This is a genomic window from Acinetobacter sp. 24-47-62 (assembly GCF_056779765.1).
In genome coordinates this window covers 71029-88479 of record NZ_JBWYIN010000012.1, presented here as the reverse complement: position 1 = coordinate 88479, position 17451 = coordinate 71029, and the positions used below count along the sequence as shown (strand labels likewise).

Sequence of the window (17451 nt, the reverse complement as noted above, 5' to 3'; positions counted from 1 at the left end):
GGCTTTTGGGAATTAAATCACAGGATATTCACCCGTACCTTCAGGCCAAGGTGTCAATAATTCATATCCTTCATCAGTCACAGCAACCATATGTTCCCATTGTGCAGACCAAGATTTATCTGCTGTAACTACTGTCCATCCGTCTTTTAATTCTTTAACTTTGGCTTTGCCTGCATTCACCATAGGCTCAATGGTAAACACCATTCCTTTTCTTAATACTAATCCCTGACCAGGCTGTCCGTAATGCAATACATTCGGTTGCTCATGGTAGGTTTTTCCAATACCGTGACCACAATATTCACGTACAATCGTAAAACCTTCGCGTTGCGCAACTTGTTGAATAGCATGACCCACGTCACCTAGTGTCGCGCCAGGTTTAACCGTTTTAATACCTGCAAGCATCGCTTCATAAGTCGTATCGACTAATTTTTTTGCTTCAGGTTTAATTGTACCTACATAGTACATTCGACTGGTATCACCAAAATAACCATCCTTGATGATTGCAACATCAATATTAATGATGTCTCCATCCTCTAAGATAATATTGGAAGCAGGGATACCATGACATACAACTTCATTTTTCGAAATACAGGTTGTTTTTGTATATCCGTAATAACCCACATTTGCTGGCGTCACCTTGAGTGTATTGACGATGTAATCATTACAGATATCATCAAGATACTCAGTACTCACACCTGGCTTCACATAATCACCAATCATTGCAAGCACTTGTGCCGCAAGCCGACCCGATATTCTTAGTTTTTCAATATCTTGTTCAGTTTTAATGGTGACAGCTATTGCCTTCATGATGAACCCCTTTTTAATTCAGGATTCATTATAGGACTTTCATTTGTCGATCACAAACGCTATAGACTATCTGTAACTTAATCATTTTCGACTATTATTTAACCATTCAGTACATTATTTTATTTTGCGAATCAAGATCTATGCTCTGCTTAATTTCAATTCAATAAATAAATTTATTTTATTAGTTTTATAAATACATAGACTTAATTTAACTCATAATTTCCCATCCAATAAAATTATTCGCTTCTTGCTTTTTTACTATTCCATTCGATGGATGACCGCCCTCCCTATTTACTGACATTTGCTCTAAAATCGCTTTCTTTTTTCTTGAACCGATCTCCCTTATGACCAATTTGCGTACACGGGACATTATTGCCTTAGGTTTTATGACCTTTGCACTATTTATCGGTGCAGGCAATATTATCTTCCCACCTATTGTTGCTCAACAAGCGGGTGAACATGTTTGGTTAGCTGCTTTTGGCTTCTTAATTACTGCTGTTGGCCTTCCTGTTATCACGATCATTGCGCTATCGCGTGTTGAAGGCTCTATTCAACTTTTAAGCTCTCCACTGGGTACGATTGCAAGTTTAATCTTAACCGTAGCATGCTATCTTGCTGTTGGACCACTTTTCGCGACACCTCGGACAGCTACAGTTTCTTTTGAAATTGGTTTTTCGAGTTATTTTGGAACGTCTTCATCGACCTTGTTGATCTACAGTGCAATTTATTTTGCATTTGTAACGTTAATCTCACTTTATCCGAATAAAATTTTGGATACTGTCGGCTATGTTTTATCTCCACTCAAAATTCTCTCTTTGATCATTTTAGGTGGTAGTGCCTTTTTAGTTTCTGCAGATTATATCCCTGCACCTATTGGAAACTATATCAATAGTCCTGTTTCAGAAGGATTTGTTAATGGTTATTTAACCATGGACACTTTAGGAGCTTTAGTATTTGGTATTGTCATTATTAATGCGATACGTTCACGTGGTGTAAATGATCAAAAGTTAATTACCAAATATGCAGTGATCGCAAGTTTAATTTCAGGTATTGGCCTTACACTGGTTTACATTAGCCTATTTAAACTTGGACTGAGTAGTCACGAGGCTGCACCTAACGCTGCAAATGGTGCCATTATTCTCCATGGCTATGTTCAGCATGCCTTTGGTGACTTTGGCTCATATTTTCTAGGGGCGATGATTTTTATCGCATGCATGGTTACGGCAATTGGTTTGACTTGTGCATGTGCAGAATATTTCTCACAAATCACGAAGATTACTTACAAAAAATGGGTTTTCATTCTTGTTGGTTTCTCATTTGTCATTTCCAACTTAGGTTTAACCAAGTTAATCGCCTTCTCTGTACCTGTATTGAGTGCAATCTACCCACCAGCGATTGTGGTGATCATGATGGGATTTATGTGGAAGTTCTTTAATTCCGCTCCACGCGTCATTGCGCCTGTTACAGCGGTTGCTTTCATATTCGGTATTATTGATGGACTTAAGGTTGCAGAATTAGATCATTTCTTGCCAGCATTTATGAACAATCTACCATTGGCTGAACAAAATTTAGCATGGTTGATTCCTTCTTTAGTTGTATTTGTCATTGTCTACATACTGGATAGACTGAAGAAGTAAATTCAGGTGATTTATCAATAAATATTGTTTTACCCAAGCCGTATTTGTTCTGTAATCAATAATTGTCTCGTTTATCCAACAGACTATTATTGCTTACCCACCTTAACTTTGACCTCATCAGTCAGATTTGGAATGACTTTTGCTACTATTTATTTGTTTTGCAAGATGCTAAAAAGTAAATAGATTAAAGAATTACAAGAAACTCTATTCATCTCATCACGATTTATCGAAATAATTCTAGCACTTAGCTCACGTAGTATCTTAATTTCAAATATTTCGACTTTTGTCATATTAATGTCATAATTTATTTACATAATAGAGTGTTAAAAACTTGCTTTATTCTTCAATCCCCTGTACAAGTATGTAAACAAAGTCGACTAAATCATTCAGATTTGTCATGAATTATCAGGAGGGATGGAGATGTTATCATTACATTTCAACAAGCAAGTCTTCATTAATACTCTTAAAGCGAACAACAATGCTGTCGTTTTTTTAAGCACAATGTTTGCTCTCATGCTGACACTTGTTGTGCAAGGTACAATTCAAGGCACGTTGAAGCTTGAATATTTTGCTTATGCACTTGCTGCGACGCTAGCATTTTACGTGTGGGCCTTTATTGACACGAAATATCGTACTCAAAAGCTTTCTGATCAAGAAGCACATTTAGACTAAGAGATGGATGCCAAAGCATCCATCTTAAAGTCAATGTCATCATTTAAAGCACTCTATCAAAATAACAAGTTTTTCAATTCTGCTCTACTTATTAGAATAACCCAACATATAAACCATAAAGCAAACCTAAGGTCGCCCCAACCTCACCTACAACCAATAGTACCATCGCACCTCTCATGAGCAATTTTGGTAATTCAATACGCCCTAATTGATGTGGTTCTTTGAACTGATTTGTCGTATCTTTCAATAAGCCATGCAAAATATAACTTAAAATTGAAAATGCAAAAAAGAAAATATTAATCAAAATAAAGAGCAAATTTGTCGATTCATTCAACGCTGAAAAATATGCCATAACCGCTAGAATTAACGTTGCAGGTGCATATAGCAAACTACTCCTATGCGCAATATCAACATAATAATGTGCTCGAGCTTGTTTAGATAAGCTGATTTGCACATACTTCCATACACCAGTAAGCATACCGGTCAATAAAAAAATACCACTAAAAAAAATAGCAAGTCTTACCGATAATTCCATTTGATCGATCATGATCTGACATTCCTTCGCTATAAAACAGATTACAATATGTTTAGCATCTTATCTCATATTTCATACTACGACTTCGCTAACTCCATACCTTATATAGAAATTTAAGCAAAAAAAAGCTCCAATAAGGAGCTTTTTTATTAGAGTTTAAAGCGTGATTTTAACGGTTTTAATTCGATTATCTTCCATTTCTAGAATTTCGAAATTAACCCCTTGGTGTTCAATCAACATACCAACGTCAACCGCCCCACTCGTTTTATCTAAAATCAGTCCTGCAACACTAAAGTAACCTGAGTCTTCTTGCACCAGATCTAAATCTAATATATCGAGCGCCAGCTCTAATTGATATAAATCTAACATACCAGACGCCTTCCAAGTGGTATCATCGATTTTAACCAATTCAAGCTGTTCATCAGCATCTGGGAATTCACCAGCAATTGCTTCAAAAACATCTAATGGTGAGATTAAGCCTTGAATATTGCCATATTCATTTGTAACAAGTACCAATGAACCTTTAGAAGTTCTTAATGTATTAATTGCATCAATCACTTTCATTTTTTCATAAATGAAAATAGGACGGACACGTTTCATCAAATCTTTTAGTTGATCTGGATCATCTAATGCATCAATCAATTCTTTTGCACGTACAATCGTGATGACTTTATCCAATTGTCCACGACAAACTGGGAAAAGACTATGAGGTACAGCTAATACCTGTTCACGAATTGCTTCAGCATCGTCCTCAATATTAACCCAAGAAATTTGATTTCGAGGTGTCATAATTGAAGCAACTGAACGTTCAGCAAGTGATAGCACACCACCAACCATATAACGCTCTTCATCACCAAAAGCTTGTTGAATTTCTTCAACTTCTTTGGATGTTGCAATATCGGCATCCAATTTACTGCCCATCAATTTCAAAATTGAATCTGCAGTTCGATGACGTAACGGGATCTTCGCTTGATTTTTTTCAAGATTACGATTCGAAAATTGATTGAATGCTTCAATTAGAATTGCAACACCAATACCTGAATAAATATAACCTTTAGGGATATGGAATCCAAAACCTTCAGCGATTAGACTTACACCGATCAATAACAAGAAACTTAAACAAAGGATAACCACCGTAGGATGACGGTTAACAAACGTAGTTAACGGTTTTGATGCAATTAACATGACAACCATAGCCACAATCATCGCAGCCATCATCACGTAAATATTATCCACCATACCAATCGCAGTGATCACTGAGTCGAGTGAAAATACCGCATCAAGCACGACGATCTGAGCCACAACTGCAGCAAAACCAGCGTATACGACATTGTTATTCGTTTTAATCTCGGGTTTACCCTCCATTTTTTCATGGAGTTCATTGACAGCCTTATACACAAGGAATAGACCACCAAACAGTAATATCAAATCCCGACCTGAGAATGTTTTTCCAAAAATTTCAATCAATGGTTGAGTTAAAGTCACTAACCACGAGATCGCAAAAAGTAGACCTAGACGCATTAATAATGCGAGGGATAAACCGATTACACGGGCTTTATCACGTTGTTCTGGAGGAAGTTTTTCTGCAAGTATCGCAATAAATACTAAGTTATCAATACCTAAAACGATTTCAAGAATGATAAGGGTAATTAACCCTATCCAAATGCCAGGATCCAATAAAAATTCCATATTAGATCTCCTGGTTCTTATTATTTAAGATAATGTAAGAAGCTAAATTAGGCCAACACGGCGACGGGTCCATATATAAAGTTACCTTTTCAGAAATGATGAAACTATTATGCATAAGAATTTTATTTTGTAATTACTTTTTTTATGTTCAAAACAATTTTTTATGTAAATTTAGATCATATCTTTGGTCCTAATTGCCATCCTTGAATAGTCTTTGACATTTTCGACACAAAAAAAAATATCAGTGCCAAGTTATAGTTCCTCTATTTTTCAATAGAATTTGGTCAGCGTGGAATTGACATAAAGATATAATCATGAAGATCAGAATAGCTGTATTTTTCGAATCTTCTGTTTTGATACACATAAAGATATTTACAGATCATTGAAATATGTTTTATAAAACTGAAGTCAATAGGTGTCATACCTTTTGTCTGATTTAAGGTAAGCGCTTGAACATAAGTTGATTATTTGAACATAGTTCTTTTAATATAGGTTATGCTTCATGTAATATTTAAATTAATAAAAACAATTAAGTTACACTGACAAGGACGTAGCGATGTCAAAAAAATATGCAAAATTTTTACCTTCATCTGAAAATTTTGAACTCGAAAATTTTCCATTCTATTGGATCACTCAAGTCCATTCTCAGTATGTACTGAATGTTGACCATGTGCTCAAAAAGTATGGCGTTGATAATTCTCGTCGACGTTTGCTTGTCGCATTGTCTACTAAACCAGATGCAAGTGTTTCAGAACTCTCTGACATGATTGTGTCAAAAATGTCGACGACTACAAAAATCGTTTACCGTTTAAAAGATGAAGGAATGGTTGACACTTACTCGTGTGAAAACGATGCCCGTATTACGCGTGTGGTACTAACACCAAAAGGTTTAGAAATGACAAAAAAAATTAATGACCTGATGAGTGTGGTTCTTGAACAAACATTTGAGGGATTAACCCCACTTCAAATTGAAAAACTAATGGAAAGCTTAAAGCATATTTTCAAAAATTTAGCGCACTAATTTCCCTAAACTTTAGATTAAAGCCCATCATCAAACATATTGAGTTGGGCTGTATTGTTCTGCCGTGGTTTTGGACAATAAAAACATTCAAATTCCTCTACTGGAAAGCCCTCTACAAAGTTCTGAATGTCGGGGGATTTTAAACTCAGCCACTGATCTAATTTATAGTGCGGAATAATAATTACTGACCGTTTAACATCTCCAGGCTCATGAAAATCCTTCATCATTTCGTGATGAATAGCATCCATGGTAATCATCGTTGCTGAACGATAAATAATTTGATCAATTTTCGTGATTTCATACAACGCTGCGATAAAAAATGCCTGACCATCTTTTCTTCTCACACCCCATCGTTGCGGTCGTCCATTAATATATTTTGCTTCATAAAACTCAGTGACTGGAATTACACCAAATTTACATTTTTCAAATGCTTCTTGAAAACTTCTTTTTTCGCTTAATGTTTCATTGCGTGCATTATAGGTTTTCTTCGCTATTTCTGTATCAGTTGCCCATTTTGGTATAAAACCAAAATTAACTAACCTCCACTCGTAGCTATGATCAGATTTAAATAACAACGGGGTTTCGTAGCTTGGATAAACCTCTTCCACATATTCAAATGGAATATGTGGAAGTTCTAATGCTTGGATTTGATGGGCTTGTATTGGCTTAAAGTTGGCACACATAGCATAATTTTCAATACTATAAAAAACTTAGGCTATTATAGCCGATCCAATTCAGTTCATTATGATGATATTGGTACTGTCATCCAGTGTGTACGCGTGAATTCATCCATAATCCAATGCCCATTAAAGCGCCCTAATCCAGAGTTCTTTTCTCCACCGAATGGTGCATTAGCATGGTCCGCGACACTTATACCATTAATATGTGTCATTCCAAAATCGAGTTTTGAAGCGATTTCTACTCCGCGCTCAATATCAGATGTACATACAGCACCAGATAAACCAAACGGTGTGTCATTGGCGATTTGAATTGCATGTGCCTCATCATCTGCTCTGACGATCGGCAGAATTGGTCCGAAGCTCTCCTCTTGAGCAATTGCATATGTCGGCAACACATCGATAAACACATGAGGTGAAACCAAATTATTCTCAATACCCCCAGCATAGACCAACTTAGCACCTTCTATTTGAGCCTGATCAATAATTCGTTGATGCTGCTTCACTTGTGTATTATTGATAATAGGCCCTATGAGCGTCTCATCAAGATTAGGATCACCCACAGGAATATCTTTTACTTTGTTTAAAAGCTTTTTAACATATTCATTGTGAATTGATTGATCTACGATGACACGATTAGTGCTCATACAGATTTGGCCTTGGTGAAGGAAACGCCCCTTGATCGTCAAATCGACTGCCAAATCTAAATCTGCATCTTTGAGAATTAATAATGGCGCATTCCCCCCAAGCTCTAAAGCAAGTCGTTTGATTCTAGAGCTCGCCATCGCTTTAGCACCAACATTTTTTCCTACTTCTGTAGAGCCAGTGAATGAAATCATCTTCGGAATAGGATGCTCGACAAAATAATCCCCTATTTCACTACTACTACCCACAATGACATTCAGTACACCAGCGGGCACACCCGCCTCTTCAAACAATTTCCCTAATAATGTTCCACCTGTAACAGGTGTATCACTCGCAGGTTTGAGTACCACTGTATTTCCACATGCGATTGCGCAAACAACCGATCGCATTGACAAATGAAATGGAAAATTCCAAGGGCTAATGACAGCAATAACACCCAACGCTTTGCGTTGATAAAAACTTTTTCTCGCAGGATCTTTACTTTCTAGCTGAACAGTTTGGATTTGATCAGGAAAAGTGAATGATTCTGAGATAATACCAAGCGCAGCACCCACTTCAATATTTGCCTTGAGACGCGTACTTCCAGACTCGGTAATCAGCCAATCTATAATTTCATCTTTACGTAATTGTATAATGTCATGCAGCTTCTGAATGATTTTCTTGCGATCTACAGCAGAGGTAATTAAGCCAAGATCAAATGCTTGTTGTGCTGCAGAAAAAGCGAGATCAACATCAGACTGATTCGCCGCTTGAATTTGGTGTATTTCTTTTAAATCAAATGGATTTAAATTTTGTATGACATGCTCTGAAGAGCCTTTTAACCAAGAACCGTTAATAAACTGTTGATTTAAATTTGAATATTGCGTCATTTTATGTCCCTCTACATGCCACTTTTTACCCAATGGTCAACTATTTTACACAATCGTAAAAAAAGCCTCCGGAGAGGCTTTTTTATTTTAATTAGTCACCAGTGTAACCTTTAAGCTTCAAGCGGTAAGCATGAAGTAATGGTTCTGTATAACCTGATGGTTGTTCAGCACCTTTAAACACTAAATCATATGCTGCTTGGTAAGCATAACCGTCAAACCCAGGCGCCATTGGTGTGTACGCTGGATCGTTCGCATTTTGCTCATCTACAATTTTAGCCATACGTTGCATTACTTCTTCAACTTGCTCTTTAGTCACGATACCGTGACGTAACCAGTTAGCAACGTGTTGAGATGAAATACGTAAAGTTGCACGGTCTTCCATCAAACCAACGTTGTTGATGTCTGGAACTTTAGAACAACCAACACCCAAATCAACCCAACGAACAACATAACCAAGAATACCCTGAAGGTTATTTTCTAACTCTTTGGTTTTCTCTTCATCAGTCCAATTCGTATCAGTCTCTAATGGTGGAGTTAATAAATCATCTAAAGGTAATGCTTCAGTTTTTAACAACTCTTGTTGACGCGCTGAAACATTACATTGGTGATAGTGAATCGCATGAATTACAGCACCAGATGGTGATGGAACCCAAGCACAGCTCGCACCAGCTTCAGGATGCTCAATTTTGGTTTTATACATATCTAAAAGCATATCTGGTTTAGGCCACATGCCTTTACCAATTTGTGCTTTGCCACGTAAGCCTGCTTGTAAACCAACCATCACGTTACGGTTTTCATATGCAGGGAACCAAATTTGAGATTTAACTTCACCCTTACGAACGAATGGACCTGCTTCCATAAAGGTATGGATTTCGTCACCTGTACGGTCCATGAATCCTGTGTTAATGAAGATGGTACGATCTTTCGCTTGAGCAATACAGTTTTTCAAGTTTACAGAAGTACGGCGCTCTTCATCCATGATCCCGATTTTAAGCGTTTTTGCTGGCAAACCTAGAGCTTGTTCTGCACGCTCAAATAGTTCAACTGCAAATGCAACTTCTTCAGGGCCATGCATCTTAGGCTTAACGATATACATAGAACCTTTACGAGAGTTCTTGATTTCATTTTGACCTTTGATGTCAGCAAACGTTAATAACGGTGTGATCAATGCATCCATGATACCTTCATAGATTTCTTGACCATCCACTAGGATCGCCGGGTTCGTCATCAAATGACCAACGTTACGAAGAAGCATCAATGAACGACCGTGTAAAGTTGTTTCGCCACCGATCAGATTTTTGTGGGTACGGTCTTTGTTTAAAGCACGAGTAATGGTTTTACCATTTTTCTCGATTTTCTCTTCCAAAGTACCCTTCATCAAACCTAACCAGTTACGGTAGCCTTCAACTTTTTCTTCAGCATCAACCGCAGCAATTGAGTCTTCCAAATCTTGGATCGTTGTTACCGCAGATTCTAAAACAAGATCTTTTACGCCAGCAGCATCTGTTTGACCAATTGGGCTTGTCGCATCGATTTCAATGATGACATGCAAACCATTATTTAATAAAACGATTTCTGTCGGCGCAGACTCTTCACCATTAAAACCTACAAATTGAGCTTCTTTAGCCAAATTCGTTGTGCTGCCATCTTTAAGCGTTACCACTAATTTTTTTGCTTCAACAGCGTATTTCGTAGCATCCGCATGTGATCCATTTGCTAAAGGGAAAGTTTCATTTAAGAAATTTTTAGCAAAAGCGATAACTTTTTCGCCACGAACAGGGTTATACCCCTTACCTTTTTCCGCACCGCCTTCTTCCGAGATGACATCGAAACCATACAATGCGTCATATAAAGAGCCCCAACGAGCATTTGCAGCGTTCAAGCAGTAACGTGCATTACGTACAGGCACAACCAATTGTGCACCCGCCAATAGTGCGATTTCTTCATCTACATTTTCAGTTGTAATTTGAAAATCTTCTACTTCTGGTAATAAGTAGCCAATTTCTGTCAGGAAAGCTTTGTAAGCTCCTAATTCAAATTTATTATTGCGGTGCCATTCATCAATTTTCGCTTGAATGTCATCACGCTTAGCCAAGAGTGCTTTATTTTTTGGGCTAAGATCAACAACGACTTGTTCAAAGTTTTTCCAGTAAGTTTCACTGTCTAAACCAGAACCTGGTAGTGCTTCATTTTCGATGAAATCGTAGAGTTCTTTAGCAATCGCTAACTTGCCTTTCTGAATACGTGCAGTCATTGTCTTTCCTGATATTGCTACTTTTTATACAAGAGAATCTAGTATACCCATTTATAAATTGCTGAATAGTAATATCACATTGCTAAATAGTGATCATTTATTATAGACACCAATCAGATGAGACTTTTGATCTATTACTTATTGAGTCGTTTTAATTCAACAATCTAATTACAGTGTATAAAGTTTTATAAAGGTAGAAATTAGACTTAAGTGCCAATTTCCATCAAATCTGATTTAATTTAAACCAATATGTCTATTTTCTCTACGCTTTTAAGGAACGATTTCAAATTTATTCCACTCTAAATAAAAAAACCCAAACATCATCTGTTTGGGTTCATTTGTGAATTCTCACATTTATTCAGCGGGCTTATCAATTTGTCGATGCGCAGATTGTAAATAGTCATCTGATTGCATTTCAAGTAAACGTGAACGTGTACGTTCGATTTCAAACGCTAATTTTTCGCCACTATATATATCAATGATACTGGCATGTGAGGTCAGTAATAATTTAACACCACGATCATAGAACTCGTCGACTAAATAAATGAATCGGCGTGTTCCTTCTGATAAATAATCATTCAGATCGGGAACATTACTGACTAGGACAGTGTTATAAGTGTTCGCAATTTCGATAAAGTCCGCAGGACTTCGTGGCTTCATACAGAGTTCAGAAAACTCACACCACAATACATCTTCAGTATGACCAATCGTATCGACATTACGTCCATTAATGATAATCGGTTCTTCACTCACATTTTGAGCACTGGTTAATGCTGAAAAACGTTGTGCCATCCATACCTGATTATCATGGCTTAAAGGTGATTTGAACAATTGCGCTTGTTTCAGTACACGCAAACGATAGTCAACACCTGCATCCACATTCAAAATGACACAGTTCTTTTTTACCATTTCAATCGTTGGAATAAAGCGGTCGCGATGTATGCCGTTCTTGTATAAACCATCTGGTGCAATGTTTGATGTTGCAACAAGTGTAATTCCACGTACAAATAGCTTTTGGAATAAATCACTTAAAATCATCGCATCCGTGACATTTGATACAAAGAATTCATCAAAACAGATCACAACCGCATCTTTGTAAATTTGATCAGCAACGATGTCGAGTGGATTTTGCTGTCCTGAATTTTTATTTAACTCTTTATGCACATATTGCATAAAATGATGGAAATGCATACGCGTCTTGCGACGGAATGGTATCGCATCATAAAACTGGTCCATCAACCAAGTTTTTCCACGCCCAACACCACCCCACATATAAACACCCTTAGGGGCTGTTTGACGGCGAAAACGTCGAAACGCTTTTTTAGAAGCTTTATATCGTAAGATCAGTTCTTCCCAAACACGATTAAGTTCATGTACAGCTTGAGCTTGAGCATCATCAGGCATAAATTGTCCTGACGAAATTGCGTGAGCATAACGTTCTGCAGGTGATTGCGGAGTGTGACTTAAACTATTTTGCGAAGAATGAGAATGGAACATAGATATTGATTACTTTTTTAGGCCGTCGGAAGTATAACGAATATTTAAAAAAATGATAAATAACACTTTGGCATATACTATTTGAGCATACATGCTGAGGTCATTTTCCATACTGTCGTGGACTTTGTCCAAACCATCTTTTAAAAGCATGGTTAAATGCTGCAGGTTCTGAATATCCAAGCATTTCAGCTATTACTTCGATCGAATACTCTTTGTACTCAATTAATCGAAGCGCTTTCTCTCGAATGAGTTGCTCCCGTATTTGCTTATAGCTTGTATTCAATTGGTTAAGCTGATGTCGCAAAGTACGCTCTGGAATATTCAAAGCTTGAGCAGTTTCTGCCATTGTTGGAATCTGCCCCGTTTGTAAATCCAAATAATCGTGAATTCTTTGAATCAACTGGTGTTGATTCAATTGTTGCGCATTTAATCTTTCGATCTCAGCATTACATCTTTGTTGGTGGACATTAAATGTGATTTGATCAGCTGAAGGCAACTTCAATTCTAAAATTTCTGCATCAAAAATCAGTCGAAATTTATCATGTTCAAACCGAACTTGCGCACCGAAATAATTCAAATACTTGTTCAAAAAAATGGATTCTTTCGGTCGTGAAAACGGCAATTCAATCTGCACTTCAGGAAAAGGCAATCCTATCATTTTGTAGATATCTTGCACGAATTTAACCGTACCTGAAATTTCACATTGAGCCCTGAACTCATCAACTTCACTTTGTAAATTGAGAGGCTCATAACATAAAGCCGCATAGACACTCGTCTGCTCTAATGTAAGTCTACCCGATAAATGGGTAAGCGCTTGATAGCGTATTCCATTTGTGAGAGCCGCACCGACATTCGGGCTTGTGACCAACAGCATGAGAAGCGGACCATAGCCTGCGAGCGCATAATGTTGACCGACATCTAAACCGAGCAGCGGGTTAACCCCTTTAGCAATAATTCTTTGAATGATTTGTTCTAATTCAGGTTGAATCGTTGAACTCGGATCTAAGGCATCCACCTTTAAACCTACAGCTTCCAATCTTTCGTCCACATTTATTCCGACCTGTCGCATACCCTGTATGAGATACAACAAACCGAGAATCGACCTTTTCATAAAACAGAATTTTAAAATTAAAGTTGCATATGTTTTACCCTAAAAAAAAGGGAAATAATATTGCCGAAAATATCAATATTAAATGTCAATGAAATCATGTCAGTTTTAGTCCAGACTGCTTATGATAGCTTCAAATAATATGAACGAGTATTAAAATGGAAGTTACATCAGATCAGCTAGATACGAATTCAGTCGACTTAACTAAAACGCAATTCATCAAGAAAAATACTAAAATTGCGATTATCGGCGCCGGATTTGGAGGATTAGCCACAGCGATTCAACTTCTTAAACGCGGTATCAAAGATTTTGTTATTCTTGAAAAAGCTACAGATGTAGGTGGTACTTGGCGCGAAAATCAATATCCGGGTGCTGCATGTGATGTGCAGTCTCATATGTATTCGTTATCTTTTGCCCCCAAATCTGATTGGACAAAACGATATGCTGAAGCACCTGAAATTTTCCAATATATTCAAGATCTTATTCAAGAATATGATTTAAAAAAATTTATTCAATTTGATACCGAAGTCATTTCGACACGCTTCGATGAGCAAGCTCATACGTGGGAAATCTCCATCAAGAATCAAAGTGCTCTACACAGTCAATTCCTTATTTTTGCCTCTGGTCCATTGCATATTCCTCAAATTCCAAATATTAAAGGAATCGAAAAATTTAAAGGCGAAGTATTCCACTCCTCGTCTTGGAATCATGCTTATGACCTGAATGGTAAACGTGTAGCCAGTATCGGCACAGGTGGAAGTGCAATTCAATATATTCCTGAGATTGCACCAAAAACCAAACAGTTATACGTGTTTCAAAGAACGGCTGCATGGGTAATACCGCGCGATGAACGAGCTTATAATGCTTTAGACAAAAAACTATTTGCCCAATACGACTGGTTTAGAAAATTGCATCGAGCACGCTTATATTGGTCTAACGAATCACGCGTAGTTCCGATTGTAAAACCTCAAATGATGCGACTGGGTCAAAAACTTGCAGAAGCTTTCATTCGCTTCCAAGTCAAAGATAAAGAAATAGCAAAAAAACTGACACCAGATTACACCATGGGGTGTAAAAGAATTTTGGTATCAAATCGATATTTCCCAACATTTAATCGCAAGAATGTAGAGCTCGTGACGGACAGCATTCAAGAAATTACTGAAAATGCGATTGTTACCAAAGATGGTCAAGTACGAGAAATAGATTGCTTAATTTACGGTACTGGTTTTATTACAGATCCACGAATTTATTTAAAAGATTTTAAATGTTATGGCGAAAATGGTATTGAGTTGAAAGAAGCATGGAAAGAGGGTGCTGAAAGCTACTATGGAATTTCTACCAAAGGATTTCCAAATCTCTTTCAACTTTTAGGCCCGAATACTGTTTTAGGTCATAACTCTGTAATTTTTATGATCGAATCTCAAGTGAATTATATTCTACAATTGATTGAAGCTGTCGAAAAATCCAAGACTAAAGCAATTGTGGTCAAAGATGGAGTTCAAGAAGAATTCAACCGTAAAATCCAAGAAAAATTTGCAGGCACAGTTTGGCAATCTGGCTGTGTGAGTTGGTATCAGCAAGAAGGCGGAAAGAATTTTTCACTTTGGCCGAGTTATACATGGAAGTATTGGCTAGAAACCAAAAATGCAAATCTAGCCGATTATCGTTTCTTAAATTAAATGAAAAAAAAATCAGCTCAATTGAGCTGATTTTTTTACTGAGCCAGCGCTTTTTGAATATCATCTTCAATGCTTTCTGGTTTAGTTGTAGGTGCATATCGATTAAGCACTTTGCCATCTTTTCCAATCAAAAATTTGGTAAAGTTCCACTTAATTCCACTTCCTAAAATGCCTTTGCTGTTGTTGGTGAGATACCGAAAAATCACATGGGCTTCAGGACCTTTTACATCCACTTTAGCGAACATCGGAAAGGATACACCGTAATTTCTCTGGCAAAAACTACCAATTTCTTCGTGCGTACCCGGATCTTGCCCACCAAATTGATTGCACGGAAATCCTAATACCTCAAAACCTTGATCTTTATACTTTTCATACAGCGCTTCCAACCCTGCAAATTGTGGCGTAAATCCACATTTGCTGGCTGTGTTGACTATCAATAGCACTTTACCTTCATAGTCCGAAAATTGCTTATTTTCCCCTTCTAGCAATTCTGCCTCAAATTGATAAATATTGGTCATGGATAGGTTTCCTCATCATTTTTTTCTTGGGTTTTTAATTCTAATGAAGCTGAGTTTACACAATAACGAAGACCTGTAGGTTCAGGTCCATCCTCAAAAACATGACCTAGATGTGCGTCACAATGATGACAAACAATCTCAGTACGAATCATGCCATGTGAGTGATCGTCATGTTCTTCAATGACTGTTTGGTTGATTGGACGATAAAAACTAGGCCATCCACAACCACTGTCATATTTGGTTTCTGAAGTAAATAAAGGTTCGCCACAGCAACGACAAACATAAGTTCCTTCTTGTTTGGTATTCCAATATCGCCCTGTGAAAGCAGGCTCAGTTCCCTTTTGACGGGTAATGCGATACTCCTCTGGTGATAACTCTCTTTGCCATTCTCGGTCTGTTTTATTGAGTTTTCCCATGATTAACTCCTTTAAATCTTTGACATTCAATGTCATGCTTCAGTACCTTCATATTTACGCTAGAGCTTGAAAAATTTCTAGCTAAATTTCTACATAGATTGTGATATTTAGTAATCTATTTTTATTCACTCAAAAATAATTGGATGGGAATATGTCCGTTTTAGGTAACACTACTCCACGCGAAATTAAGAAATCGTCTAAGCTCGAGCATGTATGCTATGACATTCGTGGACCTGTGTTACGCGCCGCCAACGAAATGGAAGAAGCCGGACATAAGATAATTAAACTCAATATCGGCAACCCAGCGCCCTTCGGTTTTGAAGCACCTCAAGAAATTATCAATGATGTTGCGTTGAACTTACCAAATGCAATCGGCTATACAGACTCAAAAGGGATTTTCCCTGCCCGCAAAGCGGTTTGTCAGTATTATCAACAAAAAGGTATTTTCAATATGCATGTCAATGACGTGTATATTGGGAATGGTGTTTCTGAGCTGATTGTAATGGCTATGCAAGGCCTGTTAGATGACGGCGATGAAATGCTGGTACCAATGCCAGATTATCCATTATGGACTGCTGCCGTTAATCTTTCTGGTGGTACAGCAATTCATTATAAATGTAATGAAGAAGATAATTGGTATCCTGATATTCAGGATATGGAAAACAAAATTACGCCTAATACTCGTGGGATTGTGATTATCAATCCGAACAATCCAACGGGTGCTGTTTATCCACGCCATGTCTTAGAAAAAATTGTCGCTCTTGCAAAAAAATATGACCTGATTTTATTTGCTGATGAGATCTACGATAAGATCGTTTACGATGGAATCGAACATGTATCGGTCGCAGCCCTTGCGGGTAATCAACTGTGTATTTCATTTAACGGATTATCTAAATCCTATCGAATTGCTGGATACCGTTCAGGCTGGATGGCAATTACGGGTGATAAGACTCGTGCGGCAGATTATATTGAAGGTCTAGATATGCTCGCGTCAATGCGCCTGTGTGCTAACCATCAAGCTCAATACGCTATTCAAACTGCATTGGGTGGCTACCAGTCTATCAACGATTTAATTCGTCCAGGTGGTCGTTTGTATGAGCAACGCAATATTGCTTGGCAAATGTTGAATGAAATCCCAGGTGTAAGCTGCGTTAAACCTGAAGGTGCAATGTATTGTTTCCCTAAACTTGATCCTGAAATTTATCCGATTCAGGATGATGAACAGTTTATGCTTGACTTCCTCAAAGCAGAAAAAGTTTTATTGGTTCAAGGTACAGGATTCAACTGGCCTACCCCTGATCATTTCCGTGTGGTGTTCTTACCTGCCGAAAATGAATTACGTGAAGCGATTAACCGTTTAGGAAGATTCTTGGCGAAAATGCGTTAATTCAGTCGTTTTATGTGAATGATGTATTTAAAACCCCCAG

The 17451-nt window shown here is 37.5% G+C and carries 15 protein-coding genes; 5 read left to right on the top strand and 10 right to left on the bottom strand.

The genetic code is table 11. The annotated features are described in order from the left end of the window. Positions 1–12: 12 nt before the first annotated feature. On the bottom strand, positions 13–807 hold the full coding sequence (gene map, locus AC1M87_RS10820; RefSeq protein ID WP_481593685.1) for a type I methionyl aminopeptidase: 795 nt from the start codon (positions 805–807) through the stop codon (positions 13–15). 344 nt (positions 808–1151) lie between these two features. Here map and brnQ point away from each other — a divergent pair, with 344 nt between their 5' ends. Next, a complete protein-coding gene (gene brnQ / locus AC1M87_RS10815) occupies positions 1152–2444 on the top strand; it encodes a branched-chain amino acid transport system II carrier protein (RefSeq protein ID WP_481593684.1) in 1293 nt (430 codons plus the stop codon). A 420-nt stretch (positions 2445–2864) separates the two neighbouring features. Further along, positions 2865–3116 (top strand): hypothetical protein, encoded by a 252-nt coding sequence (locus tag AC1M87_RS10810; protein ID WP_035266079.1) that lies wholly within the window; start codon positions 2865–2867, stop codon positions 3114–3116. Positions 3117–3207: 91 nt separating this feature from the next. On the opposite strand, the gene AC1M87_RS10805 is transcribed toward AC1M87_RS10810, so the two are convergent. Together AC1M87_RS10805 and AC1M87_RS10800 are read right to left on the bottom strand one after the other, a co-directional pair. Continuing rightward, positions 3208–3663 carry a hypothetical protein gene (locus tag AC1M87_RS10805; protein ID WP_416224324.1) on the bottom strand — a complete coding sequence of 152 codons (456 nt, stop codon included), beginning with the start codon at positions 3661–3663 and terminating at the stop codon, positions 3208–3210. A 144-nt stretch (positions 3664–3807) separates the two neighbouring features. Beyond that, positions 3808–5340: a TerC family protein gene (locus tag AC1M87_RS10800; protein ID WP_481593683.1), complete on the bottom strand. Its 1533-nt coding sequence runs from the start codon at positions 5338–5340 to the stop codon at positions 3808–3810. A 556-nt stretch (positions 5341–5896) separates the two neighbouring features. Here AC1M87_RS10800 and AC1M87_RS10795 point away from each other — a divergent pair. After that, complete coding sequence (locus AC1M87_RS10795) at positions 5897–6361, top strand: MarR family winged helix-turn-helix transcriptional regulator (RefSeq protein ID WP_035266085.1); 465 nt, start codon at positions 5897–5899, stop codon at positions 6359–6361. Positions 6362–6378: 17 nt separating this feature from the next. On the opposite strand, the gene AC1M87_RS10790 is transcribed toward AC1M87_RS10795, so the two are convergent. The 5 genes from AC1M87_RS10790 to AC1M87_RS10770 form a co-directional block, all read right to left on the bottom strand. Then, positions 6379–7044, bottom strand: a complete 666-nt coding sequence (locus AC1M87_RS10790) for an SOS response-associated peptidase (RefSeq protein ID WP_481587649.1) — start codon at positions 7042–7044, stop codon at positions 6379–6381. Between the two features lie 59 nt (positions 7045–7103). Then, on the bottom strand, positions 7104–8552 hold the full coding sequence (locus AC1M87_RS10785; protein ID WP_481593682.1) for an aldehyde dehydrogenase family protein: 1449 nt from the start codon (positions 8550–8552) through the stop codon (positions 7104–7106). Between the two features lie 91 nt (positions 8553–8643). Further along, positions 8644–10806, bottom strand: a complete 2163-nt coding sequence (locus AC1M87_RS10780; RefSeq protein ID WP_481593681.1) for a malate synthase G — start codon at positions 10804–10806, stop codon at positions 8644–8646. A 354-nt stretch (positions 10807–11160) separates the two neighbouring features. Next, complete coding sequence (zapE, locus tag AC1M87_RS10775; protein ID WP_092767765.1) at positions 11161–12303, bottom strand: cell division protein ZapE; 1143 nt, start codon at positions 12301–12303, stop codon at positions 11161–11163. 100 nt (positions 12304–12403) lie between these two features. Beyond that, on the bottom strand, positions 12404–13414 hold the full coding sequence (locus AC1M87_RS10770; RefSeq protein ID WP_092767763.1) for an AraC family transcriptional regulator: 1011 nt from the start codon (positions 13412–13414) through the stop codon (positions 12404–12406). Between the two features lie 155 nt (positions 13415–13569). Here AC1M87_RS10770 and AC1M87_RS10765 point away from each other — a divergent pair, with 155 nt between their 5' ends. Next, entirely contained in the window at positions 13570–15090 is a 1521-nt protein-coding gene (locus tag AC1M87_RS10765) for a flavin-containing monooxygenase (protein WP_481593680.1), read from the top strand. A 35-nt stretch (positions 15091–15125) separates the two neighbouring features. Here the strand turns inward: AC1M87_RS10765 and AC1M87_RS10760 are convergent, their stop codons facing one another. After that, entirely contained in the window at positions 15126–15608 is a 483-nt protein-coding gene (locus AC1M87_RS10760; protein WP_035266096.1) for a glutathione peroxidase, read from the bottom strand. After that, positions 15605–16024: a peptide-methionine (R)-S-oxide reductase MsrB gene (gene msrB, locus AC1M87_RS10755; protein WP_035266138.1), complete on the bottom strand. Its 420-nt coding sequence runs from the start codon at positions 16022–16024 to the stop codon at positions 15605–15607. Before msrB ends, AC1M87_RS10760 begins: the two co-directional genes overlap by 4 nt. Before the next feature lie 151 nt (positions 16025–16175). Here msrB and AC1M87_RS10750 point away from each other — a divergent pair, with 151 nt between their 5' ends. Then, complete coding sequence (locus AC1M87_RS10750) at positions 16176–17411, top strand: pyridoxal phosphate-dependent aminotransferase (protein WP_481593679.1); 1236 nt, start codon at positions 16176–16178, stop codon at positions 17409–17411. Positions 17412–17451: the final 40 nt, after the last annotated feature.